At 61.2% G+C, this 26,959-nt stretch carries 26 protein-coding genes and 1 tRNA gene; 15 read left to right on the plus strand and 12 right to left on the minus strand.

All coding sequences use genetic code 11. The annotated features are described in order from the left end of the window. Positions 1–134: 134 nt before the first annotated feature. The gene (gene pdxH / locus EI291_RS04345) at positions 135–785 is read right to left on the minus strand and encodes a pyridoxamine 5'-phosphate oxidase (RefSeq protein ID WP_125418398.1); all 651 of its coding nucleotides are present in this window, start codon (positions 783–785) and stop codon (positions 135–137) included. A 247-nt stretch (positions 786–1,032) separates the two neighbouring features. Between pdxH and EI291_RS04350 the strand changes: the two genes are divergently transcribed. From EI291_RS04350 to EI291_RS04365, 4 genes are all read left to right on the plus strand, one after another. After that, entirely contained in the window at positions 1,033–1,599 is a 567-nt protein-coding gene (locus EI291_RS04350) for a YqgE/AlgH family protein (RefSeq protein WP_125418400.1), read from the plus strand. Between the two features lie 49 nt (positions 1,600–1,648). Continuing rightward, positions 1,649–3,973: a DUF349 domain-containing protein gene (locus tag EI291_RS04355; RefSeq protein WP_125418402.1), complete on the plus strand. Its 2,325-nt coding sequence runs from the start codon at positions 1,649–1,651 to the stop codon at positions 3,971–3,973. A gap of 152 nt (positions 3,974–4,125) precedes the next feature. Next, positions 4,126–4,198 (plus strand) — tRNA-Thr (locus EI291_RS04360). Positions 4,199–4,371: 173 nt separating this feature from the next. Beyond that, entirely contained in the window at positions 4,372–4,884 is a 513-nt protein-coding gene (locus tag EI291_RS04365) for a hypothetical protein (protein WP_125418404.1), read from the plus strand. Positions 4,885–5,019: 135 nt separating this feature from the next. Here the strand turns inward: EI291_RS04365 and EI291_RS04370 are convergent, their stop codons facing one another. Both EI291_RS04370 and EI291_RS04375 read right to left on the minus strand, forming a co-directional pair. Beyond that, entirely contained in the window at positions 5,020–5,235 is a 216-nt protein-coding gene (locus EI291_RS04370) for a hypothetical protein (RefSeq protein WP_125418406.1), read from the minus strand. 223 nt (positions 5,236–5,458) lie between these two features. Continuing rightward, entirely contained in the window at positions 5,459–5,737 is a 279-nt protein-coding gene (locus tag EI291_RS04375; protein ID WP_125418407.1) for a hypothetical protein, read from the minus strand. Between the two features lie 253 nt (positions 5,738–5,990). Here EI291_RS04375 and EI291_RS04380 point away from each other — a divergent pair, with 253 nt between their 5' ends. Beyond that, positions 5,991–6,284: a hypothetical protein gene (locus tag EI291_RS04380; protein ID WP_125418408.1), complete on the plus strand. Its 294-nt coding sequence runs from the start codon at positions 5,991–5,993 to the stop codon at positions 6,282–6,284. 343 nt (positions 6,285–6,627) lie between these two features. Continuing rightward, positions 6,628–7,047, plus strand: coding sequence for a hypothetical protein (locus tag EI291_RS04385; protein WP_125418409.1), 420 nt, complete (start codon positions 6,628–6,630; stop codon positions 7,045–7,047). 101 nt (positions 7,048–7,148) lie between these two features. On the opposite strand, the gene EI291_RS04390 is transcribed toward EI291_RS04385, so the two are convergent. Continuing rightward, positions 7,149–8,045 (minus strand): DNA/RNA non-specific endonuclease, encoded by an 897-nt coding sequence (locus EI291_RS04390; protein ID WP_125418410.1) that lies wholly within the window; start codon positions 8,043–8,045, stop codon positions 7,149–7,151. Positions 8,046–8,247: 202 nt separating this feature from the next. Between EI291_RS04390 and EI291_RS04395 the strand changes: the two genes are divergently transcribed. Continuing rightward, positions 8,248–10,314: a tetratricopeptide repeat-containing sensor histidine kinase gene (locus EI291_RS04395; protein ID WP_125418412.1), complete on the plus strand. Its 2,067-nt coding sequence runs from the start codon at positions 8,248–8,250 to the stop codon at positions 10,312–10,314. Here the strand turns inward: EI291_RS04395 and EI291_RS04400 are convergent. Then, entirely contained in the window at positions 10,311–10,727 is a 417-nt protein-coding gene (locus EI291_RS04400; protein ID WP_125418414.1) for a hypothetical protein, read from the minus strand. The genes EI291_RS04395 and EI291_RS04400 overlap by 4 nt on opposite strands. 236 nt (positions 10,728–10,963) lie before the next feature. On the opposite strand from EI291_RS04400, the gene EI291_RS04405 reads away from it, so the two are divergent. The 5 genes from EI291_RS04405 to EI291_RS04425 all read left to right on the plus strand — a co-directional run bounded on the left by EI291_RS04405 (position 10,964) and on the right by EI291_RS04425 (position 16,811). Then, a complete protein-coding gene (locus tag EI291_RS04405) occupies positions 10,964–11,656 on the plus strand; it encodes a hypothetical protein (RefSeq protein WP_125418416.1) in 693 nt (230 codons plus the stop codon). 94 nt (positions 11,657–11,750) lie between these two features. Then, a complete protein-coding gene (locus EI291_RS04410) occupies positions 11,751–12,740 on the plus strand; it encodes a PspA/IM30 family protein (RefSeq protein WP_125418418.1) in 990 nt (329 codons plus the stop codon). A gap of 283 nt (positions 12,741–13,023) precedes the next feature. Beyond that, complete coding sequence (locus tag EI291_RS04415; protein ID WP_125418420.1) at positions 13,024–14,802, plus strand: OmpA family protein; 1,779 nt, start codon at positions 13,024–13,026, stop codon at positions 14,800–14,802. A gap of 159 nt (positions 14,803–14,961) precedes the next feature. Beyond that, a complete protein-coding gene (locus EI291_RS04420) occupies positions 14,962–15,738 on the plus strand; it encodes an ABC transporter permease (RefSeq protein ID WP_125418422.1) in 777 nt (258 codons plus the stop codon). 242 nt (positions 15,739–15,980) lie between these two features. Further along, the gene (locus tag EI291_RS04425) at positions 15,981–16,811 is read left to right on the plus strand and encodes an ATP-binding cassette domain-containing protein (protein WP_125418424.1); all 831 of its coding nucleotides are present in this window, start codon (positions 15,981–15,983) and stop codon (positions 16,809–16,811) included. 13 nt (positions 16,812–16,824) lie between these two features. On the opposite strand, the gene EI291_RS04430 is transcribed toward EI291_RS04425, so the two are convergent. Both EI291_RS04430 and EI291_RS04435 read right to left on the minus strand, forming a co-directional pair. Then, positions 16,825–17,241 (minus strand): DUF3592 domain-containing protein, encoded by a 417-nt coding sequence (locus tag EI291_RS04430; RefSeq protein ID WP_125418426.1) that lies wholly within the window; start codon positions 17,239–17,241, stop codon positions 16,825–16,827. 9 nt (positions 17,242–17,250) lie between these two features. Continuing rightward, complete coding sequence (locus EI291_RS04435; protein ID WP_125418428.1) at positions 17,251–17,640, minus strand: YbbC/YhhH family protein; 390 nt, start codon at positions 17,638–17,640, stop codon at positions 17,251–17,253. Positions 17,641–17,831: 191 nt separating this feature from the next. Here EI291_RS04435 and EI291_RS04440 point away from each other — a divergent pair, with 191 nt between their 5' ends. The 3 genes from EI291_RS04440 to msrA all read left to right on the plus strand — a co-directional run bounded on the left by EI291_RS04440 (position 17,832) and on the right by msrA (position 22,415). Beyond that, positions 17,832–19,190, plus strand: a complete 1,359-nt coding sequence (locus EI291_RS04440) for a sigma-54-dependent transcriptional regulator (protein WP_044017549.1) — start codon at positions 17,832–17,834, stop codon at positions 19,188–19,190. Positions 19,191–19,529: 339 nt separating this feature from the next. Then, a complete protein-coding gene (locus tag EI291_RS04445; protein WP_125418430.1) occupies positions 19,530–21,314 on the plus strand; it encodes a sensor histidine kinase in 1,785 nt (594 codons plus the stop codon). 417 nt (positions 21,315–21,731) lie between these two features. Beyond that, a complete protein-coding gene (gene msrA, locus EI291_RS04450) occupies positions 21,732–22,415 on the plus strand; it encodes a peptide-methionine (S)-S-oxide reductase MsrA (protein WP_125418432.1) in 684 nt (227 codons plus the stop codon). Positions 22,416–22,664: 249 nt separating this feature from the next. On the opposite strand, the gene EI291_RS04455 is transcribed toward msrA, so the two are convergent. From EI291_RS04455 to EI291_RS04475, 5 genes are all read right to left on the minus strand, one after another. Beyond that, the gene (locus EI291_RS04455; protein ID WP_125418434.1) at positions 22,665–22,925 is read right to left on the minus strand and encodes a hypothetical protein; all 261 of its coding nucleotides are present in this window, start codon (positions 22,923–22,925) and stop codon (positions 22,665–22,667) included. Between the two features lie 164 nt (positions 22,926–23,089). Next, positions 23,090–23,860 (minus strand): molybdopterin-dependent oxidoreductase, encoded by a 771-nt coding sequence (locus tag EI291_RS04460; protein WP_125418436.1) that lies wholly within the window; start codon positions 23,858–23,860, stop codon positions 23,090–23,092. A gap of 90 nt (positions 23,861–23,950) precedes the next feature. Then, positions 23,951–24,619: a cytochrome b/b6 domain-containing protein gene (locus tag EI291_RS04465; RefSeq protein WP_125418438.1), complete on the minus strand. Its 669-nt coding sequence runs from the start codon at positions 24,617–24,619 to the stop codon at positions 23,951–23,953. 97 nt (positions 24,620–24,716) lie between these two features. Then, positions 24,717–26,234 carry a sensor histidine kinase gene (locus EI291_RS04470; protein WP_125418440.1) on the minus strand — a complete coding sequence of 506 codons (1,518 nt, stop codon included), beginning with the start codon at positions 26,232–26,234 and terminating at the stop codon, positions 24,717–24,719. Beyond that, positions 26,231–26,938: a response regulator transcription factor gene (locus tag EI291_RS04475; protein WP_125418442.1), complete on the minus strand. Its 708-nt coding sequence runs from the start codon at positions 26,936–26,938 to the stop codon at positions 26,231–26,233. The genes EI291_RS04470 and EI291_RS04475 overlap by 4 nt, the downstream gene beginning before the upstream one ends. Between the last annotated feature and the right edge of the window lie 21 nt (positions 26,939–26,959).

Below are 26,959 nucleotides of genomic sequence, written 5' to 3' on the forward strand. Positions count from 1 at the left end.
TAATGAGTTATGAGAGTTGAATCATGAAGTAAGAGTAGGTACTGGGCGCTGCACCACGCAACTAAGAGGATAGCAACCCGGCCCGTACGTCCAAATTCATACTTCTTGATTCAGAATTCTGGCGTGGCGAAGCCTCACGGAGCCAGGCGGCTGATTTTCCAGCCTTCGGGGTGCCGCTCATACACAATCCGGTCGTGCAGGCGGGAAGGGCGGCCCTGCCAGAATTCGATGCGTTGGGGGCGCAGCAGGTAGCCGCCCCAGTGCTCCGGCCGGGGCAGCGGCTCCTGCCCGGCAAACCGGGCCTCTACCGCCTGCTCCCGCTCCTCCAGTTCCTCCCGGCTTCGGATGGGCTGGCTCTGTGGTGAAGCCCAGGCCCCAATCTGGCTGCCGCGCGGCCGACTCTGGAAATACTCCGTCGATGCAGTTTCCGGGGCTTTTTCCACCCGGCCCTCAATGCGCACCTGCCGCTCCAGGCCCGGCCAGAAAAACGTGAGAGCGGCCAGTGGGCAGGTAGCCAGCTCCTGGCCCTTGCGCGAATCGTAATTGGTAAAAAACAGAAAACCGGTGTCATCCGGCAAGCCTTTCAACAGCACAATGCGGGCGGCGGGCTGCCCGGCTTCGTTCACGGTAGCCAGCGTCATGGCGGAAGGCTCCTCCAGCCGGGCCTGCAGAGCTTCTTCCAGCCACACCCGGAATTGCCGCACTGCATCGGGCTGCACATCGGTTTCCGTCAGGGTGCGTTGCGAGTAGGTCTGGCGCAGGTCGGCCAGCTGTTGGTCAGTCATGTGGGCAGGAGTTTATACACGAAAGCAGACAGGTGGAGCCGGGGGCCGCTGTGTGGGTGCACAAGCTGGTAACGCCCGATTCCGGCTGCAAGGTAGCACAAATGATGGCGGCCTACGGAACCCCGCCCCCCCTCCCCATCGTACTTCTATCCGGCGGCGGGCTGCTGCTTCCGGGCGCAGTCCGAATCTTTTCCGTACTTACTCCTGTTGCCTCCTGTCCGCTTCCGCTATTCTTTTTCCGTAGCCCATGTCCCGACTTCGTCCTGGTAGTCTGCTGATTTCCCAGCCTTTCCTTGGAGACCCCAACTTCGAGCGCACTGTGGTGCTGCTGTGCAGTCATTCCGAGGAAGAGGGTTCGTTTGGCCTGGTACTGAACCGCCCGTCGCCCTTGCAACTGGGTGACGTGCTGGAGTTACAGGGCGGCGACGCCCTGCCGGCCGCCCGGCTCCCGTTGGGCGTGGGAGGCCCCGTTCAGCCCGATACCCTGCACTACCTCCACCAGCAGGCCCACCTGGCACAGGCGCAGCATCTGGGTGGTGAGGTATACTGGGGCGGCGACTTTGGCCAGCTCCTGAATCAGCTGATTACCGGCCAGGTGCCGCCGGAGCAGATCCGTCTGTACGTGGGCTATTCCGGCTGGACGGCCGGGCAACTAGCCGAAGAAGTCCGGGAAAATGTCTGGATTGTGGAGCCCAATGCTGCCGCGAAAGTATTTACTTTGACCACCGATGCCTTCTGGCAGTCCATTCTGCGCGAAAAAGGCGGCCGCTACCGGATGCTGTCCAACTACCCCACTGACCCCCGCCTCAATTAACGCCTCACCACTTGCCCTGCCTTGCGCAGGGCCATCCCTCTGATTGCGTATGCTACCTGACCAAGATACCCCCACCTCCAACTCCGCCGATAACGGAGAATCGCCACAAAGCATTCTGGAGCGCCGTCTGGCCGAAATTCGTTCCCGCCAGAATGCCCCCGACGATATAACGGAGCGCCCGGCGCAGGGCACACCACCCCTGCCCGCAGAACCGGCCGGTGCCGGCACTGCCGAACCAGAAGCCACCTCTCCCGACCCGGCCCCCGGCACCCCGGAAGCCGCTGCTGCAGCCGAGTCGGTAACCCACGTATCTGCCGAAGCTGACTCCACCGACGTGCACTCGGCCGGCGAGGCCCGGGCTATGGCCCACTACGGAACTATTACGCCCGCCGAAAATCAACCGGAAACGGAGACTTTGGAATCGGATGAACCAGCCCCCGAAACTGACCCGCAGCCCCAAAGTACACCACCTGCGGCTACAACCGGACCGGACGCAGCCCCCATGGAAGACGAAGCACCTCACGTAATCCCGGTAGTGGAGTTACCAACCGCGGCTTCTGTGGAAGCCACGCTGGAGCAGTCCCCTACCGTTGGCTCACTGCATACCTCCTCCGACGCCGCTGCTACGGAGGAAGAGGAAGAATACATTCCGGAAGTACCCGCCGTTGATTTCAACTCTCTGGATCTGCCCGGTCAGGCTAGTCACTTGCTGGGGTTGCTGCGTCGGCCGGATGCCCGCCAGAACCGCAAGCAGATAGCAGATTTGCACCGGCAGTACGAAACCGGAATTCAGGCCGACCGCACCGCGGCCCGGCAGCAGTTCCAAGAACAAGGCGGCCAGGCGGATGATTTCGCCTACGCTGGTCCCACCGGCCACGCCGACCTTACCAAAGCCCTCCATGATTTCCGGGAAACCCGGGCGCGCGACACCAAAGCCGAAAACGAGCAGCGGGAAAAAAACCTTGCTCACAAACAGTACCTGCTCTCCCAGCTGCGCACCCTGGTAGAATCGGCGGAAACCAAGGATAGCTCGGCCCGCATCAAAGCCCTGCAGAACGACTGGAAAGCCACCGGTCCGGTACCCCAAAAGGATGCCCAGGAGCTCTGGAACAGCTACCACGCCCTGCTCGACATCTACTACAACAACCGGGGCCTGTTCTTCGAGATGAAGGAACTGGACCGGCGCCGCAACCTGGAAGCCAAGGAAGGCCTCATAAGCCGGGCCGATGCTCTGCAACAACAGCCCAGCATCAATAAGGCGCTGCAGGAGTTGCGCCAGCTGCACGAGGAGTGGAAGCACATTGGTCCCGTACCAAACGAGCAGCGCGAAACCCTCTGGCAACGCTTTCTGCAGGCCTCCGAGCAGGTGCACAACCGTAAGCAGGAGTTTCTGTCGGCCCGCCAGACGCAGGAAAACGCTAACCTGGAGCGCAAAACCGCGCTGCTGGAGCAGCTGCGGCCTTACGGCGAATTTCAGACGGAGCGGGTAAACGAGTGGCGCGCCAAAACCGATGAGCTGCAGAAACTCAAGGAAGCCTGGGATGCAGCCGGGCTGGTGCCCCGCGAGAAGGCCGAACAGCTCAACAAGCAGTTCTGGGGCGCTTACAAGGGCTTTTTTCAAAAAAAGAACCAGTTCTTCAAGGCCCTCGACGAAGAAAAGAATGCCAACCTAAAGCGGAAGCTGGAGCTTTGCGAGCAGGCCGAAGCAGCCCTGCAGGACCCGAACTGGGAAGGGGCCCGCGAAACCGTTATCCGCCTGCAGAAGGACTGGAAGCTGATTGGCCGGGTGCCTGAAAAGCAATCGGATAAAGTATGGAACCGGTTCCGGACTGCCTGCGACGCCTTTTTCGACCGTAAGAAGGAAGAAACCCGCCAGCGGGAGCAGCATGCCCAACAGCTTAGCCAGGAGCAGATCCAGCATCTTGCCCACTTGGCCGAAGCCATTGCCGCACTTACCCCCGAGCAGCCCGGTACTCTGGAAGGCTTCCGCCAGCACGTGCAGGAGTGGCGCGGGTTTGATGGTGCCCGTTCCTCCGGTCAGGCTGAAGAAAAATTTCAAAGCCTGATGGCAAAATACCTGGACCAGGTACCCGGCCTTTCCTATCCGGAGCGGACGGACCTTCTGTTTAGCCTGCAGGTGGAGCGTCTCAAGTCCTCTCCCGACTCCCAGCAGCAGCTCTACAAAAAGGAGCAAGCCCTGCGCCGGGAAATCAATGAGCTGGAAAACGATATTTCAACCCTGAAAACCAACCTGGAGTTTTTTGCCCGTTCCAAAAACGCGGGGCAGCTGCGGGAGGAGTACCAGGGCCGCATCACGGAAACCCAGGCCCGCATCGACGGCCTGAAACGCCAGCTACGCGCCGTGAGAAGCTAATCGTGCATACTTTTCAAAAAAGGGCTCTATCCTGACTGGATGAGCCCTTTTTTATTTCCCGGTAAGTCAATACGTTACTGATTTATTCAACATTTTTTGTCTGAAACACTTGCCCTGCTCAACGTCAACTCCTACTTTTGTGCCACCTGAATGCCTCCATAGCTCAGCTGGTAGAGCAACTGACTTGTAATCAGTAGGTCGTTGGTTCGATTCCGACTGGGGGCTCACAGCACTTAAAACGCCTTGTAAATTTTTGATTTGCAAGGCGTTTTTGTTTGGTCGATATATCCGTCGATACACTTATTTTCAGGAGCCAGCAACGCTATATGCAGGCTTTCATACGTAGCGGTAGCTACTCTACAATTTGTATTTTTACGCTAACACTATCTTTCACCATCATGAAATACATCTACCTCCCATTCTTACTCCTATCCGGACTGCTACTCACGGATTGCTCCGGCAATGACGATTCCCCCACTCCGGCCAATCCCATAGCGGCTAATACCGCTTCGGTGAAGGTGGATGGTGCGGCGTTTCCCGTGGTCATGAAAAACACCATTGCAACGCTCAATTCCAGCACCGGAGAACTGTATGTGAATATTGGAACAACCGACGTGCAGGGAGCCAGTGTTTCCTTTCGCATTGTCGAGTTTCGGAAACGGGCGGAGAAAATCACGCTTGGCGCAGGTTCACCCAGCAATCTGATTGTAACGGGCGAATACCTGAATAGTCCGGATGGTGACTTCTCCAGCGACCGGTGCACGTCTAATGTCCGGGCTTTTCAGATCACCGAATTTAATGAGAAGGCGAAAACAGTCAGTGGCATCTTCTCAGGCACCGTGTGCAGCACGAATGGAAAAACCAAAACGATAACGGATGGGGAATTCAATTTACCCTACATCGTTCGGTAGATTTTCTGCGGCCACGGCGCGGTATAGCGTAGAGTTGCTAGTTAGCCAAGTCAGGACATAGCCCCCTATTACTTACATAAAAAAGCCCCTCACGTGTGGAGGGGCTCTTCTTTTTGCAAAAAAACCTGCCGGAGGCTAGCGTCGGATGAAGCCTTTAGCTTCCCAGGTCGCCACGTTCTGTGTGCGCACAAAGCGCGTTTCCATGTGCCCCCAGGCATCGTAGCGGTACATGACCGTTTTGCCGGCTTCCCGTTGCTGCATAGCCTGCATTTGCTCGGCATGGGAGAGCACCGGCCCAGCTTCCTCGCTGGCTTTGCGGGGGCGTTTCGTTGATTTTGTTGTGGTTGCCATATATAAGGCCAACGTGTATCTGCGCCAAAAGGGTTCATCGGTATCCTGGCAAGGATTTATGCTGTTTACAGCTACCTTACAGCAAAAGCCCCGTCCTCTTTGCAGGGCGGGGCTTTTGCTGTAAGGTAGCTGTAGGGTGTTGGACCTGGGGTGCTCTACGCGCAGGCCTAGAAGGACTCCTCGGCCGTGCGACCCAGCCCATCGATGAAGTCGGTTCAGAAATCTACGTTTTGCTGGTCGTTGTCGGAGGCCGCCTGTGAGCGGGCTTGGCTGGCCCGCGCAGGTATTCACTGTTGATAGCAGCCGTATAAGCCGGCGACCCGGCACCATAGATGCGCGCGTAGTAATCCTGATAGCCCTGACCGGTAGCCAGGCCACTGTAATAATCGGAGACGGAGGCAGTCAGTTGCCGGATCGGGGCAACGGCGGCGTGCACGGGTGCAGCAACCAAGCCGCCGAACACCAGCCCGCACAGGACCAGTGAGTACGCAATATGTTTCATGCAAGAATGGGATAAAATGAATAAGCAGGCCGGCAAGATGGTCCACTTGGATCGAAGCTATAAAGGATACTTTCCGCCGGATTTTGACGTACTACTCCCGTGTCGGGCCGCCGGATTTAAGCGCAAAGTTTGCTGGGGAGCCGGAATGCAAACTGCAAATCAGTAGGTCATAATCATCCTTGCAACATGCTGAGCATGGTGCCGCTGCCCGTTCGGCCGCAACAGTAGGCTCACTGGTAGTATCTTTGCTGACATGAAAGCACCGCTGTTTCACCCCGGCCAGGAAGTAGTCTGTACCAATGATGATTTTACCTTGCTGCTGGCACAGAACCCTAATATCCAGACTCCTAAGCGCGGGCCTATTTATACCGTGCGGGACATCTACGATACGCATAATGGCTTCGGCATCACGCTCACCCAGATCAACAACGCGGCCGTAGCACCGGGTTTTCCGGAAGCTAACTTTCACGAAAGCCGCTTTGCTCTGGTGCCACCAGTGGAGAAAATAGATATCAGCGCCGCCATCGAAGAGGTGGTGCTGGCATAGTGTATTACTGGCAGGGCTGGCTTGATACGCCTGGACCAGTAATCATAGTTTAGCCCTAGTAGCTAGCTGGTTACTTCTGCAGCAAAGAACGCCCCGGCCTGTACAGATCGGGGTGTTCTTTATGAGTTATAAGTTGGCTGGCGTGCCCGTAATCCTGTTCCGGGCCCCGGTGAACCTGGTGGTCCAGCCTAGTCTTTCCAGCTTTATGTAACCTCCCACGTCGGGTGGCGTTTAGGCTTTCGGGGAGGCAACTTACGGTTTCAGCAGGATACAGCAGTTATTTTCTCGCTTATCTTGCCGGTCTTTCCTCTCCTTTCCAACACTTGTCTGCTTTCGTTGCGCGATGCCACAGCTTGCGGGCCTGCCGCTCTACTTTGAGAATCCCATCGGGCGTTTTTACGAACACCCTGATGGCTACGTAATCATTGACTACAACTCCGGCCCACGCCACTTCGAAATTTTCCAGTCGTTTCTGCACCATCTGGAAAATCTGCTGAAACGACGGGGCTGGAATAAAATGCTGGGCGACCACCGACGCATGGACCCATTCACGGAGCAGGAACACGAGTTCGTGAACAACCAGTGGCTGCAGGTGTCGCACGCCATGCAGCAGGAGATGCAGGCGGCCGTGCTGGTTTCAGAAGAAGTATTCGTCCGGTTACCGCCAGAATTTAAACAGCAGGACCTACGTGAGGGAGTGCTGCTGTATCACCTTTTTACGGAGGCAGGATCGGCTACCACCTGGCTGCGGCAGCTGAACTGATTGCCGCTACTATCGAAAAGTACTCCCTGTCACCAAACAAGCGCCTTGGCTAGTGTCAGGGCGCTTGTTTGGTGATTGAGTAAAGTCATCAACAGGATTCGTTACATAGGGCCATCGTCCACGCGGCTTTCCACGACCTGCTGCACGGCGGGCGCCACAGCAGAGAGCAGGTCGTAGCCAGTGGCAGTTTCAATGGCATCGACGCTGGTGCGGTACTGCCCCCAGTTGGTGTTAATGGTGTTATCGTTAGGAGTATCCACGGCAATAACCCGGGTGATGGCACTTACTCGGGAAGCGTCCTGCTCACCGGTGGGCAGAATAACCACAACTTTCCAAATGTGGGCCGGCACAGTAACGCGGCCCTGATCCAGGGTGGTTTTGTACCCGCCGGAGCCCGTGCCGCCTTTGCCGTAGCTGCCACAGATGATGTACACCTCATTGGCCCCGTTGCCGAGCTGAGCACGGCAGAAATCCTCCAGATTGGCCCAGGTCTGTTGGTTATTGCGCGGAGCCTGAGGCATCATATTCGTCATCAGGAACGTGGCGGAGTTATCGGCCACGGTACTCGTGCGGTCGGCGGAGGGACAGTTGTGGCCCCGGTCGAAGCCCGAGCCCGAGTAGCTGGTAGCCTGCACCTGGTACCAGCCGGCCGGCAGCGTCGCATCGGCCCGGAAATCATCCTGGCGGGCAGCACTGCCCCGGTTACTGATGGTCAGGTGCCAGCTTACCCAATTGGGGATACCCCGGTCACGGTGGTAACTGAGGGCATACTGCGGCTTCAGCAGCAGGTAGTTGGTGGGCTGATTTTCATCCGCCGAGGCTCCGCTGGGGTTTCCCAGCGTCAGGTGCTCGGGCAGCACAGCGGCCGGCGGTGAAGGTGTGGGGGGCGCAACCGGTGTGGGGTCGGGCGAGGTGGAGCAGGCAGATACCCAGCAGGCCGCAGCCAGCAAGAAGGCTCTGCTCCCGCTCCGGTGGAAGGATGGTAGTGAGAACAGCATGTGGCAAAGGTAGCCGACGAAAAACTAGCAGCGCCCCGACCTCCTGCAGCCTACTTCCGGCGCTCCGGCCGGGAGCGGCGCCGCCCCTCTTTGTTACGAAGAAATAGCGTAGCTTCCTGCTTTAATCTGCGCCCTTCTTTTGCCTACTACTATCGATGCGCCCAGTACCCGGCTGCCGATACCACACCTGTGCCCCTCCCCAATGATGCTTCGCCTGCTGCGCGGGCTTGTGGCCCTACTGCTGCTGCTGCCCCTGCCACTTGCGGCCCAGAGCCCCCAGACCCGGCCCTTGCAGCGGGCCCTGGCTCTGGCCCCCAATGATACTACCCGGGTACTGCTGCTGGCCGATCTGGCGGCTTCCTACCGCTATTCCCGCTTCGACTCGGTGCAATGGTATGCCCGGCAGGGCCTGGAGCTGGCACGCCGCATTACCTACCCCAAGGGGGAGGGCCGCTGCCTTTCCCGGCTGGCAATTCTGCTGGGGGAGCGGGGCAACCTGCCGCAGGCGCTTCGCGTGGATTTGCAGGCTCTGCGCCTGAATCAGCAAAGTCACGATACGGAAGGAACGGCCCGCACACTCAACCAGACCGGACTGCTCTACTTTGCCCTGGATGACTACCGCCCGGCACTGCAGTACTTTTTTCGGGCACTACACCTCTACCAGCAGGCCCGCACCCGCGACACGTCCCAGCTGATCAGCGTGATTACCAACCTGGGTGCCAGCTACGAAGGCCTGCGGCGGTATGATTCTGCCGCTTTCTTTCTCAACCAGGCCTGGAGGTACACGGCCAGCTCCCGCGCGGTGCACCAGAGCAGTTGGGGCAATCCGGCGCCGTACGTGCTCCGGGAGCTGGGGCTGCTTCAGCATGCGCAGGGGCACCCGGAAGCGGCCCTACTGTACTACCGGCGCAGCGCCAAAGCCGCATTTCCGGAAAACGACCTGCGTAGTGCCAGCCGCGCCTATCAGTACATGGCGGAGTTGTACCAGACGCTTCACCAGCCCGATTCCAGCGTGCACTATGCCCGCAAAGCGCTGGCCCTGGCCAATGCCCTGCCTTTTGTGGTGGGCGTAGTGCGTAACAGCACGCTGCTTACCCAGGCGTTTGAGGCGCGGCAGCAGCCCGACAGTACGCTCAAATACATGCGCGCCATGCTGACGGCTCAGGACAGTCTCTATAACCCGCGCCGCATTAAGCAGCTGGATGCCATTGGATTTACCGAGCAGCAGCGGCTGCAGGAGCTGGAAGACGAGCGGACTCAGCTGGTAGCGCGCCTGCAACTGGCCGGATTGCTCACCGGCCTGGCTGGACTACTGCTGATTTCCATCCTGCTGTGGCGCAACAACCGGCAGCAGCGGCGGGCTCATCAACAGCTTCGTACCCTGCATGAGCAGGTGAGCCAGCAGGCCCAGGAGCTGACGGCCCAGCGCGACGACCTGGCCCGTACCCTGCAGGAGCTGAAAATTGCCCAGAGCCAGCTGGTACTCCGCGAGAAAATGGCCTCGTTGGGGGAGCTGATGGCCGGCGTGGCCCACGAAATTCAAAACCCGGTGAACTGCGTGCGCAAATTTGCCGCCATCAGCGTGGAGCTGTGCGAAGATGTACGTCAGGAGCTAAGCCGGCTTACGCTGCCGGAGCACGAGCAGGAGCTGGTAGATGAGATGCTCCAGAACCTTGGGCAGAACCAAGCCAAAATTATGGTACACGGGCAGCGGGCCGAGTCCATTGTGCGCGGGATGCTGGAGTACTCCCAGGGTGGCCACGGCCCCCGGCAGCCAACCGACCTCAACCTGTTGGCCGAAGAGTACCTACGGCTTACGTACCACGATTTGCGGGCCAAAAACCGACATTTCAACGTGGCCCTGCTCCTGCGCCTCGATCCGGCCCTGACCCGGGTAGAGGTAGTACGCCAGGATATTGGCCGTGCCCTGGTGGGCGTGTTCAGCGCGGCCCTGCTGGCGGTGCAGCAACGCCTTACGGAGGCCGATGAAGACTACGTGCCCCAGGTGGAGTTGCATACGCTAAATACCGGCACTACCCTGGAAATCCGGGTGCGGGATAATGGCCGAAGCCTGCCCGCAGAGGCACTGACTACCCTGTTTCAGCGGTTCCCGGGAGGCTCCGATACCAGCCTGAGCCTGGCACTGAGCTACGACATTATTACGCGGGCCCAAGGCGGCACCCTGGTAGCCGCCAGCTTGCCCAGCAATGGTACGGAGTATACCATCAGCCTGCCAACTGATCCGCTGTCGGGCCCGGCTCGCAGCTAGCGTTGCTGCTGCAGCCACGCGGCAGCCGAAGCCTCATCGGAAAAAGTGCGATACACCAGCGGTAGGTTCTGGACCGATGTGGTGACATAAGCCGTGGCCAGTCGGGTAAAAACATCTTCCGCTACTATTACCGCCCCGAAGCGGTAGCCCCCGTCCAGCACGGCCCGGGGCAGCCACTCGCGCACAATCCATTGCTGCTCAACCGTATTGAAGGCACTCATATGCCGCTGATCTACCAGGATTTTTGACCAGCCGTGGCGCTGCAAAGCCTGCGCCATATGATTAAACACCGAGCTGAACGTCAGGTGGTCCCGCTCCTGCGGCTTCCATATCACCCGCAGGTAGCCGGCAGGATCTTCCAGAATCCGGGCGGCTTGGTTTTCGAAATACAGTGTAGGGATGTCCGGGCGCATAGAATGTGGCCGCAAACTACCAACAAGCCGCCGTTTTTGTTTAGCTGGTCTTATCATTCCGGTAACCAACCCTTCCAAAATGGAAGGGTTTTCTTTTTCGCTGCCCTACTAGGGCCATCTTGTTATCAATTTATATATCTAAAAATCAACTATTTACACAAACAACAATCCTATTTATCAAAAGCAGGCACCGGACTTGGCATTGGGGTACCATCTCCCAAACACCGCCGACCTGTATGGCTCTCTTCGACAACATAGCAAAAGCCGCCAAGGACTTCTTTATTGAAGAAACCTCCCCGGAGGGCCCTTCCGTAGCGGCCCCGCGCCCCCTGCCCGGCCAGCCCGCCCCCGTAGCCAGTGGCCCGGGCTACGCCGCCCCAGCTGCGCCGCTGGCGGCCCCGCTGCTCACCCAGCCCGAGCAGCGCCACCTCGACCACATCCGGCAATTGCTCGCCGGCGACGGCAAGGACTTCATGGCCTTCACCAAAATGGTAAGCAGCCTGCAGGCCAGCGGCCTCTCGGGCCCCATTCTGTACCAGACGGCCTTCAACGCCTTTGCCGCCGTCACCAGCCTGGACTTGCCGGCCCTCCTGAAATCGGCCGAGCAGTTTGAGCTAAAGCTGACCTCGGACCGCAACAGCATTCTGGAGCGACACCGCGAGAAGGTGGGCGAAATCCGGATTCCGAACGTGCCGCCCAGCCCACTGGTGCAGCTGCAGCAGCAGGAACAGCAGCTGCAAACCGGCCTGGCCGACCTGGCCCGGCAGCTGGAAGAAGCCCAGCAGCGCCTACAGGCCGTGCGCCAGGAATTGCAGCAGCAACAGCAGAAAGCCACCGCCGCTTTGGCCTCCTACGAGCTGGCCCACGCCACCGCCTCGGCCGAGCTCAAAGCCCACCAGCAGGCCGTGCAGGCCTTTCTGCTGAAGTGAAGCGACCTGGCCCGGGTGAAAATTCTGGTCCTCCCCACCGACTTCTAACCGGGCGCTTCTCTCTACTCACTACCAACTACTCACTGTTACAACCATGAACTCTCTTTCCACTCCCGATTTCAAATCCGGCGAGCTGCCCAAGTGGCAGCAGCCCGAAAAAGTAGCCGGCTGGGTGTTTCTGGCCGGGCTGGCCGGGGCCGGCGTGTACTGCTGGGGTACCATTGTACCCTTCCTGGTCGAAATGGTGTTCGACACCGTGAAGCTGGGCATCGGGCTGGGCGTGCTGCTGGCGGCCTGGCTGGTGCTCACCAGCCCCCGCGTAAAGGCAGGGCTGTGGTACGCCGGGCAGCGGATCTTCCGCACCGCGGCGGGCATCTTCGTCAACACCGACCCCATCGGCATTATGGAGGACTACATCCGCAGCACCTCGCAGGAGGCCCGCAAGATGGAGGAGGAAGTGGGCCACGTGGAAGGCGCCCACGAGCTGGTGAAGCGCAAACTGGAGGCCAACACCCTGCAGATGCGCGAGTACTTGGCCCTGGCCGACGCCGCCACCCGCCAGCGCGAACCCGACGCGGCCGAGCAGTACGCCAGCCGCGCCGCCCAGCTCCAGGACTACAACCAGCGCCTGCAGCCCATGCTCACCACCACCCAGAACGTGAGCCTGGTGATGCGTCAGATTCTGAAAGCCGCCCTGCGCCAGATTGACGGCAGCAAGTTCAAGGTGAACCTGCTCAAGGACGAGTACCAGCTGGTGAAACGCACCAGCTCGGGTATGCGGGCCGCCATGAACATCCTGCGCGGCGACCCGGACAAGAAGTACTTCTTCGACCTGGCTACCGACCGCGTGGCCCAGGACATGGCCCAGCAGCTCGGACAGATCAAGCAGGCCATGCGCTACTCGCAGGAGTTTGTGAAGGAAATGGACATCCAAAACGGCGTGATGAGCGAGAAGGGCCAGCGCCTGCTCGAAAAATATCAGAAAGGCGACTTCAACGCCCTGCTCGACGAGAAACCCGCCCCCACCACCCCCGCCCAGCAGCGCACCGCCACCAACGACGCCTACCGCAGTCTGCTGGATTAGGGATTAGGAAAAACATGAAAGCTAGAGTTACAAACTCCCCTCCTTTTTTCAAGGAGGGGTGCCCGAAGGGCGGGGTGGTAAACCCACCAGAACAACCACTAGAAAAACTAAAAGCTACAGCTAGAGCCCCTCTCCCCCCGGAGAGGGGTTGGGGTGAGGCGACTAGCGCTTAAAACGGCCAGACGTCATCAACCACCCCCAGCCCACCCTCGCTTGATGCGCGACATTTTCCAAGGAGGGGAGCCAAAAACTAACAACAACCAACTAAAAACCAATAACGACAATGACAACCCGTGGTAAACTGGTACTAGGCGTGCTGCTGGCAGCGCTGCTGTACTTCGGCATCAACAAACTCGTGCAGAGCGGGGTGCTGTTCAAGAAAGCCGCCACCGAATCGGTGCTGCTGAGCTCCATTGAGCTGCCGAGCAGCGCCGGCGGCTCGCGCACCAACGTAGCGGTGCCGCTGGCTCCGCTGCCCTCTGAAACTCCGGCCGGTAAGGGCAGCCCGCTCGTGTGGGAGGTGATGGCCTGGAACTCGCAGATGGCCGGTATGCTGGCCAACGGCGGCCCCCGCACCACCCAGGGCTCCAGCATGGCTGCCGGTGGCCTGGATATGCAGATTGTGCGCCAGGACGACGTGGCCAAAATGCAGGCCGACCTGGTGAAAAACGCCCTCGACCTGCAAAGCAACCCCGAAACGCCGGGCCTGCTGGTGAGCATCATGGGCGACGGGCTGCCGGCCTTCTCGGCGGTGCAGCCCCAGCTGGAAAAAGCCGGCACCGGGCTGCAGATCATTCCCTACTCGGTGGGCAAGAGCTTCGGCGAAGACAAGCTGATGGGCCCCAAGGAGTGGCTGGATAACCCCAAAGCCGCCCTGGGCAAAACCGTGGCCTGCTACCTGCGCGACGGGGACCAGAACATTGCCCTGAAATGGTGCGCCGACAACGGCCTCAAAGTCAACCCCGACGAAACTACCTACGACCCCGAGGCCGTGAACTTCATGGCCGCCTCCGACTTCCTGGTGGCCGCCGAGAAATACATCATCGGCAAGCCCGAGCAGCGCGTAAAGGTGGTGAAAGGCAAGAACACCGGCGTAAAAGTAGACGTGGTGGCCGACGCCGTTGCCACCTGGACGCCCGGCGACGTGAACATTGCCAAGCAGAAAGGCGGCCTCGTGAACATCGTGAGCACCAAGGACTACAGCAACCAGATGCCCAACATCATGGTAACCACCAAGCGCTGGTACGACGCCCACCCGAAGGAGGTAGAAGCCCTGATGACGGCCCTGGCCGTGGCCGGCGACCAGGTAAAATCGCACCCCGAGGCCCTGAGCCGCGCCGCCGATATTTCGGCCTCCGTGTACGGCGATAAGGACAAGCCCGGCAGCTACTGGCTGCGCTACTACAAGGGCGTGAGCGAGGCCGACCGCAACGGCGAGGTGGTGGAGCTGGGTGGCTCCAAGGCCTTCAACTTTGCCGATAACCTGGCCCTGTTTGGCCTGAACGAAGGCGGCACCAACATCTACGCCGCCGTGTATAAAACCTTCGGCGACGTGCAGCACCAGCTCTACCCCAAGGAACTGCCCAGCTACGTGCCCCTCGACCAGATGCTGGACCTGAGCCCGCTGCGCAAGCTGCAGGACAAATACCGCGGCAAAACCCTGGCCCCGGCCGAGCAGCAGCAGTTTGCCGCCGATGACGAAATCCGCCAGAGCGTGAGCCGCCGGGCCTGGAACATCGAGTTCAACACCGGCCAGCGCACCTTCACCCCCGCCGCCGAGCAGCAGCTCAGCAAGCTCTTCAACGACCTGGTAGTAGCCGGCCGCCTGAAAGTAGCCGTGCACGGCCACACCGACAACGTGGGCGACGCCCAGCGCAACCAGCAGCTCAGCCAGGACCGCGCCGAGGCCGTGCGCCAGTGGCTGGAGCAGCGCAGCGCCAGCGCCTTCCCCGCCGGCCGCGTGCAAACCTACGCCCACGGCGCCCAGGAGCCCGTGGCCCCCAACACCACCCCCGAAGGCAAAGCCCGCAACCGCCGCGTGGAAATCGTGCTGGGGAACTAGCAGTGAATGAACGAGATGGTGCAGGTCGTCCGTCATGCTGAGCGTAGCCGGAGGCGAAGTCGAAGCATCTCTACCGCTTCGTCTGCATTGGTTTAACGAAGCGGTAGAGATGCTTCGGCAAGCTCAGCATGGCGTTCTTTTTCCTCTCACACCCTACCCATGAAAACCCTCTTCCTCCCCAACGCCCGGCCGCCGCGCACCACGTTTGCCCTGATGGTGGCCGGGCAGGCGGGGCTGCTGCTGCTGCTGTGGCTGTTTTACCCGCTGCAGCTGTTTCCCTCCCTCGGCGACGTGCTGCGCGCCCTGGCCGACCTCACTACCACCCAGGGCCTGGTGCCGGAGCTGTGGGCCAGCATGACCACCGCGTTGCAGGCGCTGGGCATGGCCACAGTGCTGGCGCTGCTGATTTCCTACCTCACGGCCCTGCCCTTCTTTCGGCCGTTGGCCTACGCGGCTTCCAAGATGCGCTACCTCACCCTTACCGGCCTCACGTTTTTCGTGGCCCTGCTGGTGAGCTCGGGCCACGAGGTGAAGCTCTCGGTGCTCACCTTCGCCACCACCGTGTACCTGGTCACGGGCATGACGGCCGTGATGCTCGGCACCACCCAGCAGGAGCTGGACCACGCCCGCACCCTGGGTTTGGGCGAGTGGCGCAGCTTCTGGGAAGTGGTGGTGCTGGGCAAGCTGGCCGATATGCTGGAAGTGGTACGCCAGAATTTCGCCATCATCTGGACGATGATAACCCTGGTGGAAACCCTCTACCAATCGGAAGGCGGCATCGGCCTGCTGCTCTACAAGCAAAACCGCTACCTCCACCTCGACGGCGTGGTGGCCATCCAGCTCGTCATCCTGGCCGCCGGCGCCGCCCAGGACTATGTTTTTGGCCTGCTCCGCCGCGTGTTTTTCCCCTACGCCAGCCTGGCCGCCGCGCGGTAAGTGGGCTGGGGTTTTAAAAGAACGTCAGCCGGATAAGAACGTCATTCCGAGCGAAGGCGGAGCCGCAGCCGAAGAATCTTGCGTGCTGACGTTGCCGAAGTAATCATTCTACTGAGCATGTAGCCCCAAGCTAGGCATAGGAGCCTTTCCTATTCATCGAATCACCACCACAACGTCAGCACGCGAGATTCCTCGGCAAGCTCGGAATGACGTTCTAATCAACCAGCAAGCACTCTATCCCCATGACTCCCTACTCCTACAAATCCCCCGTCCTCACCCTCGACAATGTGTCGCTGACGCTGAATGGGGAAACCATTCTGCGCGATATTTCGGCGCAGGTGCTGGATGTGTGCCGGCCGGGCATGAACCAGGGCCAGGTGGTGGGCTTCTACGGCCGCTCGGGCATGGGCAAGTCGGTGCTGTGCCGGCTGATGGCGGGGCTGCTGGCCCCCAGCAGCGGCGAGGTGCTGGTGGGCGAGGCGCAGCAGCCGGCCACGCCCGGCGCGGTGGGCTTCGTGCAGCAGCACTACCCGCTGTTCAACCACCGCACCCTGCTCGACAACCTGCTGGTGGCCGCTGCCCGCCGCTACCCCGACCCCGCCGAGGCCCGCCGCCAAGCCGAAGAATACTTGGAGCGGTTTCAGCTCACGCCCCACCGCAGCAAGTACCCGGCCCACCTCTCAGGCGGCCAGCGTCAGCGCGCCGCCATTGCCCAGCAGCTGCTCTGCTCCGACCACCTCATCCTACTCGACGAGCCCTTCTCCGGCCTCGACGTGGCCATGATTGACGAGGTGCGCAAAATCATCCTCGAAGTCACCACCCTCGACGAGCTCAACACCGTGGTCATCGTCTCCCACGACCTGGCCACCACCACCGCCCTCTCCGACCGGCTCTGGCTGCTGGGCCAGGAGCGCGACGCCGCGGGCCAGCTGCTGCCCGGCGCCACCATCAGCCCCCAGCACCAGTACAACCTCGCCGAAATGGGCCTCGCCTGGCACGAAAACGTGGAAGCCGAGCCGGAGTTCGTCCGGTTCGTGGAGCATTTGAAGGAGGAGATTCGGCTCAGTGCTTAGGAACAAAAACGAGCTACAAGCGGGCACTCCATATGAAACCACTTAACAGTAAAATCAATCCTACCACACCAAATAGCCATTCAATCCATATTCTTTCGTCTTGCACAACGATAAAATCTTGGGCATTTAGTCGATTATATCGTACCGACACAATTTGTCCTTGGGTCAAACGGCTGAATGCATTTCCGCCTTCATATCGTAATTCTACCCATTGTTGATCAATCCAAATTCCAATCACCGGAATGTAGATTATAGCATCATCCATGCCTGTATCCTCTTCCATTCTGATAATTATACCCTCTGCTTGAGTTCCATGCTTCTGCAAGTACAACCGCTTTTGACGCTGCTTGAAACCAGAAAGTATAAAGAAGGGACTTGCAAGAATTAGGGCGAGTGGGGCTAAAATTTCCTGCGAGAACCAATTACTCATTGCTCATACTTATTTCCCGTGCGTCAACTCAATTATCTGTCCGGTTCGGGAATCCAGAATGATGGTGAATGTACCGCCCATCGAATCTTCTGGTAGCGTGCCCATCAATACCCAATATTTGTCAATAAGATACACCTCATAAGGCCGTTCATCCACGATATGCTTTTTGCCATACGTGCGGAATAGAATGGGCTCAGCAAATCGCACAGCCGCAATGCTATCCGGCAATGGCTGCTGCATTGTGGGACTGACCGATTCAGGAGTTCTCTTCAGTGCTTCCTGCAACTCTTCCTTTGCAACTTCCAGCCCTAATCGGCTATGTTTTTTGCCTTGTGCGCAGCTGCTGAAACTTAGTACTAGTAGGATTAAAGTGTAATAGAGAGTAGAGCGTAATAACATGGAGAAGAAGGTATAAGGAGGCTGTAGAGACGCAATATCTTGCGTGTCGTCGTTGCTGACGTTGTTCTAAAGGACGCGTGTCCATTTGTTCAACGACGAGACGCAAGATATTGCGTCTCTACACTCCAGCCTGCAGTTTTCCTCACAAGCCGATACTTTCGCATCCGAATCCCTCATTACTAATTCATAAAATGCCCACCGGTACCCTGCTCCTGATTGACGACGAAGCCCGCCTGCGCCAGCTGCTGGCGCGGGTGCTGGAGCTGGAAGGCTACACCGTGCTGCAGGCCCCCGATGCCAGCCGCGGCCTGGAGTTGCTGCAGCAGCACGCCCGCGAGGTGCTGGTGGTCATTTCCGACGTGAAGCTGCCCGACGGCCACGGCGTGGACCTGATGCCCCGCTACCGTGCCAAGGCCCCCGACTGCGAAATTGTGCTGCTCACCGCCTTCGGCACCATCCCCGATGGCGTGCGGGCCATGAAGCAGGGCGCCTTCGACTACCTCACCAAGGGCGACTACGAACAGCAGCTGGTGGTGGTGGTAGAGCGCGCCGCCGAAAAAGCCCGCTTGCGCCACCGCGTGGCCGAACTGGAGCGGCGCATGAGCCAGCGGTTCAGCTTCGAGAGTATGATTGGCACGGCCCCGGCCCTGCGCCGCGCCCAGGACCTGGCCCGCCAGGTAGCCCCCACCGACAGCACCGTGCTGCTGGAAGGCCCCACCGGCGCGGGCAAGGAGCTGTTTGCCCAGGCGTTGCACGAGGCCAGCGAGCGGAAAGCCAAGCCCTTCGTGGCCGTCAACTGCTCGGCTTTCCCGAAGGATTTGCTGGAATCGGAGCTGTTTGGCTACAAGAAGGGCGCGTTTACGGGCGCGCTGGCCGATAAGAAAGGCCTGCTGGAGGAAGCCAGCGGCGGCACGCTGTTTCTGGACGAAATTGGGGAGCTGGAGCTGAACGTACAGGCTAAGTTCCTGCGGGTGCTGGAGACGCGGCAGTTCACCAAGCTCGGCGACACCAAGCCCACCAGCGTGAACGTGCGCATCGTGGCCGCCACCAACCGCAACCTCAAGCAGGAAGCCGCCGAAGGCCGTTTCCGCCCCGACCTCTACTACCGCCTCTCCGTCTTCACCCTCAACGTGCCCAGCCTGCGCGACCGGGCCGCCGACGTGCCGGCCCTGGCGGCCCACTTTCTGCAGCACTTCGCGGCCCAGCTGCGCAAGCGCCTGCCGGGCCTAGAGCCCGAATGCGTGGAGCTGCTGCAGCGCTACGAGTGGCCCGGCAACGTACGCGAGCTGAAAAATGTGCTGGAGCGCGCCGCCATCTTGGCCCCCACCGACCAGCCCCTCTCCGCCGGCTACCTCCCCGACGAGTTCCACACCCTGCCCGCCCCCCTCAGCCCCGACGCCGACCCCGCCGACCAGAGCCTGCGCGCCGTGGAAGCCCGCCACATCCGCCAAGTGCTGCACCAGTGCCAGGGCAACAAAACCGAAGCCGCCCGCCGCCTCGGCATCGGCCTGACGACGCTGTACCGGAAGGTGCAGGAGTACGAGCTGTAGGAGAAGTTGCGCTACTTGGAGAACTAGAGCTAGAGACTAGTTCCCCTCCTTGGAAAGGAGGGGTTGGGGGTGGTTGACAATCGTTGAACATCAACTAGACTGTATCTGAAAACTCTAAAACAGTCATGCTGAGCTTGCCGAAGCATCTCTACCGCTTCGCATGAACCGTCTGACGAAGCGGTAGAGATGCTTCGGCAAGCTCAGCATGACGTTCCGCGAGTTTCAAACGACTTTTCAGACACAACCAGCAACTAGCTCTATCATCGTTCTTTCATCATCAACCACCCCTAGCCCCTCCTTTCCAAGGAGGGGAACTAGTTTTTAGCTCTAGCACATCCCATGTCCCTCAAACTCAAAATCCGCCTGAGCATTGCGCTGATGCTGGTCCTGCTGCTGGGGCTGGGCGGGTACACGTTCTTTAGTTTGCAGCGGCTGGAAGGCGGGGCCCGGGGCATTCAACGGGCCAACTTCCGCTCGGTGGAATACGGCGAGCAGATGCTGCGGGCTCTGGAGGCGCTGCAGGACCAGCCCACGGCCCAGCCCCCGCTGCAGCAGCTGCGCCGCGCCCTCACCCGCGAGGCCGCCAACATCACCGAGCCCGGCGAGCTGGAGCTGGTGGACACGCTCACCCAGCAGCTGGCCGACTACCAGCGCCTGGTGGATGACCGCGCCCCGGCCCGCGCCCAGGTAGCCCAGCTGCACCGGCTGCGGGCCGCTACCCACCGCATGATGCAGCTCAACGCCCGCTCCTTCAACCGCCAGACCGACCAGGCCGCCGCTACGGCCGGCCAGGCCCGGCGCACGGTGCTGGCCCTGCTGCTGCTGAGCACGGTGGTGGGCCTGAGTTTGGTGGTGCGCCTGCCTCGGGCCGTGCTGCGCCCGTTGCGCCGCCTGCGCGCCGACGTGGAGGACGTGGCCAGTCCCGGCCCGGCCACCCAGGTGTCCATTGCCAAAAACGACGAAGTGGGCGCCGTGGCCCTGGCCCTGAACCGCGCCTTTGGCTACATGCAGGACCAGCGCAGTGTCACGCGGGCGGCTTTGGCTACGGAGCGGAGCCGCCTGGAAAGCCTGATTGAGCACCTTGATGAGGGCCTGCTCCTGCTCGACCCCGACCGCACGGTGCTGCTGGCCAATCCCGTGGCCCGGGAGCTGCTGGGCCGCGAGGCTGCCGCTTTGGTGGGCCGGCGGGCCGAGGACCTGAGCCAGGAAACCGAGCTGCTCAACGCCCTGTTCCGCCCCCTGCTGGCCCAAGAAGGCCCCCAGGCCGGCACCACGCCCGCCCCCGTCACGCTCACCTTCTCCCGCCCCGACGGCGAAACGGCCTACTACCAGCTCACGCTCAACCACATCGTGAGCCGCAACCGCGAAACCGGCCGCACCGAGTTTGTGGGCCACATCCTGAGTTTGCGCAACGTGTCCGACTTCAAAAAGCTGGATGAGGTGAAGTCCAACTACCTGGCTACCATCTCGCACGAGCTGAAAACCCCGCTGGCCAGCATCAAGCTCAGTCTGATGCTGCTGCAGGACGAGCGCACGGAGCCGGAAGAGCGTCAGCGCCTGGCTGACGGCATCCGCGATGAAACCCAGCGCCTGCTGGGCATGGTGGGCCAGCTGCTGGCCGTGTCGAGGCTGGATGCCGGGGCCGAAATCCAGTTCGACGTGCAGCCCATTCCGCTGTCCGACATTGTGCGCTACGCCATTGAAACCGTGCGCCCCCAGCTGGAGGACCGGAAGTTGCAGCTACGCCTAGACTTGCCTCAGAATCTGCCTTCCGCCCGCGCCGATCTGGAAAAAACTACCTGGGTACTCATCAATCTACTCGCCAACGCCATCCGCTACAGTCCCCACGGCGCCGATTTATGTGTGCGGGCCACGGAGTGCAACGGGCAGCTGGAAGTAGGCGTGCAGGACTGCGGACCGGGCATTGCGGCGGAGTATCATGAGCGGATTTTCCAGCGCTTTTCGGAAGTACCAGGCCTGAACAGCGGCCATAAGGGCGGCTCAGGCCTGGGGCTGAGTATTTCCCGCGAGTTCATTGAGGCCCAGGGCGGACGGCTATGGGTGGAAAGTGCCCCGCAACAGGGCAGCCACTTCCGCTTCACGCTGCCGGCATCAGAACGGTAGCGAATTAGCTGGTGAAGCCAACTTGGTTGCATGTCACAACCCGGCTTATTTACTATCGAATATACCTGTATACGGGATTGAATAAATAGTTTTTCCTTGTCAGAAGTCCCAATGGAAAGCTCCTGCCAACTGGTTAGGCATGTCACAATCTGAACACAAAAGGGCTTGAGGCGGGCAACGGATTGGTGCACCTTTGTACATCCCTCTGGCAATGCTCCTGTAAGAGCGGCCAACACCGTCCCCTTTTCCACAACCAGAAAGCGCCAGCCGAAGCTCCATCTTCCGCTGGCGCTTTTGCGTGCGTACAGAAACGCTACGCCGCCGTGAAGTATTTGTGATACCCTGCGGATAGGTTGCGGGACGTTTGCCAGCCGCCCGGTGTTGAGGCGGTATCCTCCCCCTTTTTCCCCCTGTCCCATGCGTTTTGTTTTTCTAGCTTTCTGCCAGCGCCGGGTGCTGGCCGGCCTGCTGCTGGGCTCCCTGCTGCTGCCAGCCCCACTGCACGCCCAATCAGACCGTTCTACAGCCGGTCCGGCCCCCACCGATACCCGAGGGCTGGCCGTGGCCACCTTCGGGGGCGGCTGCTTCTGGAGCTTCGAGGAGATATTTGAAGAGCTCCGGGGCGTGCAGGCCGTAGTAGCGGGCTACAGCGGCGGCAAGGTGCGCAACCCGTCCTACGAAGAAGTATGCAGCGCCACCACCGGCCACGCCGAATCGGTGCAGGTGTACTACGACCCGCGCCAACTCAGCTACCAGACGCTGCTGGAGGTGTTCCTGCTGGGAGCCCACGACCCTACCACCCGCAACCGCCAGGGCCCCGACGCCGGGCCGCAGTACCGCTCGGTGGCGTTCTACCGCACCCCCCAGGAACGGCAGCTCATTGAGGCCGCCATCCGCCGGGTAGATGCCTCGCATCACTACAGCAGCCCTGTGGTAACGCAGGTAGCGGCCTTCACTGCCTTCTGGCCGGCCGAAAGCTACCACCAAGGCTACTACCGCCTCCACCCCGAGAATCCTTACCTGCGGCACGTGTCACAGCCTAAGGTTGAGAAGTTCCGCAAGGCCTTCCCCGACCGGCTTAAGGCCACCGCGGTACTGTAAGCTACTTCGGGTTCCGGCAGCGCATTCCCCGGGCACCACTTCAGCACTGGAGTGGTGCTTTTGTTTGCCCTTGTCACCTGCGGCAGAGTTCCGGCCGGCCACGGCTTCCGGAGTCAGGAAGAAAGCAGAAGAGTATCGGACAGCCTGCGGAATCAGGGCGCGGCCGGCCGCTGCCAACCCCATAAAAAGGCGCGTTGGCTACCGGGTAGCCAACGCGCCTTTTGCGTACTGACAATTTAAAGCCTGGCTTTACATTTTCCCAGCTTTCATCTTGTCGTCCTTCATTTTATCATCCGCCATTTTCGACTTCGCCATCTTGTTGTCGGCCATCTTCATTTTATCCGTTTTCATTTTGGTTTTCGATGTGGTGCCTTTGGCCATTTTGCCATCCTGCATCTTACCATCCTGCATCTTGCCCTGGTGGGCAGCAGCGGGTAGGGTAGCGGCGCTGAGCAGTAAGGCGCTGGCGAGCAACAGGGCTTTGGGGGCGGAGGTGAGGAAACGCAGCATACGGTTGAAGGGGGTAAGGAATGATGAATGGTCCGCCACGGTCGGCCCTTTCCGGGGCCGGCTCCTGCCGTGGAAGCCGATGCAAAGAAGCGTCCCCCCTATCACGAGAGTATCACGCCCGAACAATGCTTTTATCACATCGGGCAGCCGCGGCGCGGGCCGGTTCAGAGCCCGGCGTACCAGTCGTAGCCCCGCGCGGCCCAGTAGTCGGGCGGACGCTGGGCGGGGAAGCGGATGTGGCCCAGACGCTTGATCTGCTTAATACCATACTTCACGGGCGTTACCAGCCGCAGGGGCGCGCCGTGCTCGGCAGTGAGCGGCTGGCCGTTCATTTCGTAACAGAGCAGCGTTTGGGGGTGCAGCGCACTGGCCATATCCAGGCCCACGAAATAGGCCTCATCGGGAGTGGTAAGGTGCACGAATGGGGCTGCGGCAGAAGCCAGCGGGTAGCGGGCCAGAAAATCGGCAAAGCGCACCCCGGCCCAGGTCACGATGGTACTCCACCCTTCAATGCACTTGAGCTCAGTGGTCATTTCCACCCGGGGCAGGGCCTGCAGCTCGGCCAGCGTGAATTCGCGGGGGATGGTGCCCCCGGCCGGCGTTACGCGCAGCCGCCAGGCGGCCGGGTCCAGCTCTTCGTCCAGGCCCACGCTGCCATTGGCGCGCGGGCGGCGGGCCCGGCTGCGGGCAAATTCCGGGGCCAGGTGCGTGGGGCTGAAGTAGCGGCCGGCCACGCGGGCATTGGCATCGAGAACCGTACGGAGCGGCCCCGACAGGCCGTCGGCTTCGGAGCCGGTGCTGAGCCAGCGCCAGCCCAGCAGCCCGGCCAGGGCCGCCGTGCCGCCCACCAGAAACGAGCGCCGCGACCGGCGGCGGGCCTCCTGCAGCACCGCCTCATCGGTCGGCGTCAGGGGAGTTTGTGGGGTATCAGGCATGGAGTGTGGTTGTTGCGTGTTGCATAATACAGATTGCGTACAGGGAGGCCCGTGTGAGGCGGACACCGCTTAGCATGCAGCAGTCAGGACTCAGGCGTCCCCCGCCGGCACGTCCACCACCTCGAAACCGGCTACCATGGCGCGGAAGTTGTTCCAGCCGGCTTTTATCACCTGGGCCACGTGCACCACAAAAAACAGCACGTACCCGATGGTGAGGGCAAAATGCTCCAGGCGCGCCCATTCGTAGCCGCCCAGCAGGGTAGTCAGCCAGGCCAGCTGCGTGGGCTTGTAGATGGCGGCCCCCGTGAGCAGGGAGCCCGCCCCCATCAGCACCACCGCGGTGTAGGCCAGCTGCTGGGCCCCGTTGAACTTGCGCGGCGGCAGCGGCTGCTTGCGCAGCCCTACATCGTGCAGCACCACCTGCCAGGCTTCGGCGAAGGAGCGGCGCGTTGGCAGCAACTCCCGCCACTCCCCCGATACCAGCGTGTACACCACATACAGCAGGCCGTTCAGGGCAAATACCCACATCAGCACAAAGTGCCAGCTCATGCCCCGGGCCAGTTTGTAGGGCACATCGAAGGCTTCGTAAAACGACTGCGGGAAGAAGCGCAGCAGCGTGGTGTTGCCCCAGCCGAGGCGGTACACGTCGTTGGCCCAGTAAATCCAGAGTCCACTCCAGATCATCAGGGCCAGCACCGGAAAATTAATCCAGTGAAACCAGCGGATTGCCAGCGGATGCTTTTCGCGGAGTTGTTTCATGGTGTCAGGAGGGAATGATGCAGGATGAAAGAATAGCAGAAGGCAGGGATACAGTGAGCTGCCCTACGGCCGGTACCCCGCCGTATCGGGCACCTGATCAGCGCAGTACCTCATCTCCCGGCGCATAAACGGGCAGGGAGAACGTAAAGCAGGTGCCGCTGCCTTCGGTGCTGCTGACGGTAAGGTCGTCCTCGTGTAGCAGAATAATTTTGCGGGCAATGGCCAGCCCGAGGCCCAGGCCGTCCTTGGTTTTTTCGCGGACCTGATCGGAGCGGTAAAACCGGTCGAAGACATGGGGCAGGTCGTGGGAGGCAATGCCGCGGCCGGTGTCGCGCACCAGCAGGGGCACGCGGTGCCGCTCGTCGGGGGCAGCTACCAGCACCTGCACGGCTCCGCCGGCGGGCGTGTAGCGCAGGGCATTATCGAGCAGGTTTTGCAGTACCCGCTCAATCAGGCCCACATCGGCGCACACAAACGGCACGGCTCCTTCCCAGCGGGCTTCCAGGCTGATGGCCCGCGTCCGGGCTTCGGGCGCCAGCTTCAGCACCACGTCCTGCACCAGCTCCGTCACGGAAAAAGGCTCGGGACGGGGCACCGTCTGGCGGGCTTCCAGCTTGCTCAGCTCGAACAGCTCCGACACCAGCCGCTTCAGGCTGCGGGTGTTGTGGAGGATGGTCTGCAGATACTGCTGCCGCTCGGCGTCGGTGAGCAGGTGCTGGCGGAGCAGGATGGTTTCGGTATACCCTTCGATGCTGGCCAGCGGGGTGCGCAAATCGTGGCTGATGTTGGCCACCAGCTCGCGGCGCAGCCGGTCGTTGCTTTGCAGCGTGTGCATGGCCTGCTCGGTGCGGGCGGCCATATCGTTGAAGGTGGCGGCCAGCTCGCCCAGCTCATCCCCCGCCCCAATGCCCCGCACGCGGGTGGTGTAGTCGCCGGCCTGCAGACCGCGCACGGCCGCCTGCAGGCGGCGCAGGCTGCGGGTCAGCAGCGGAATCAGCAGCAGCCCCACTACCAGCACCACGGCAGCGGCCACGGCCAGGGTACGCAGCAGCGTGCTGAGAATGTAGCTTTGGCGCAGCGACGCCACTTCGTCGCCGGCCGCGCCCCCGCCCAGGGTAATGTAGAGGTAGCAGTGCGGCTGGCCGGCGCGCGTGTGCAGCTGCACCACCGAAAACGGCCGGGCCACGGCCGGATTGCGCGGGTCGGCCCCGAAGATGGGCAGCGGCTGCCGCCCCGCCAGAAACGCCTGCACCGGAGCCATTGGAATGCGGGTGAGCTTCACCTCCCGGGGCGCGGCCGATGAGGTGAGAATGCGCCCATCCAGCCCCACCAGGTACAGCTTGATGCTGGGGTTGATGGTCATGGCCGCATCGAAGGTGCGGCGCAGGGCCGGCTGGGGAATTTCGTTGGTGGCTTCGTCAATCTGCAGCACCTCGGCCACCGAGGCCGCCAGCAGCCGGTTGTTTTTCTGGAGGTCTTCGGCCAGGTACTTCTCGGTGCTGCGGGCCAGCAGCAGCACGTACCCACCGCTCACCGCCAGCACCAGCAGCACCAGCAGCACCGACAGGCGCGCCTGCAGCCCCCGGGGCCACCACCGGCTCAGTCCGCGGCTCATACGCTGGTCAGCTCATCGTTGAGCTTATAGCCTACGCCCCACACCGTCAGCACGTACTCGGGGCTGGCCGGGTCCCGCTCAATCTTCATGCGCAGACGGTTGATATGGGAGTTGACGGTGTGCTCGTAGCCGGCGTAGGAATAGCCCCACACCTGGTCCAGAAGCTGGGTGCGGGTGTACGTGCGGCCGGGATGGCGCAGAAACAGGGCCAGCAGATCGAACTCCTTGGCCGTGAGCTCCACTACCCGCCCGCCCACCGTTACGCGGTGCAGCTCCGTATCGAGGGCCAGGTCGCGCAGACGAAAACGGGTGGCCGTGCCAGCGGCCGGGTCGGCGTCGGGGGCCAGACGGCGCAGGCGGGCTTTCACCCGGGCCAGCAGCTCCCGCACACTAAAGGGTTTGGTGAGGTAGTCATCGGCCCCCAGATCCAGAGCCAGCACTTTGTCGATTTCCTCGTCGCGGCTGGTGAGCATGAGGATGGGCGTGCTTACCCGCTGCTCGCGCAGCCGCCGACAGACTTCAATGCCGTTGAGGCCGGGCAGCATGATATCCAGGATAATGACGTCGAACTGCCCCTCCGCCCCCAGCCGCAGCCCCTCGAGGCCGTTGCCGGTAATGGTGGCCTGACAGTCGATGTCGCGCAGATTTACCTGCACCAGCGTGGCGATATCCACGTCATCTTCCACAATAAGGGCGCGCGACATACAAGGGAACGGTGAAGTGGA

This window comes from Hymenobacter rigui, assembly GCF_003944715.1.
Lineage (GTDB): Bacteria > Bacteroidota > Bacteroidia > Cytophagales > Hymenobacteraceae > Hymenobacter > Hymenobacter rigui.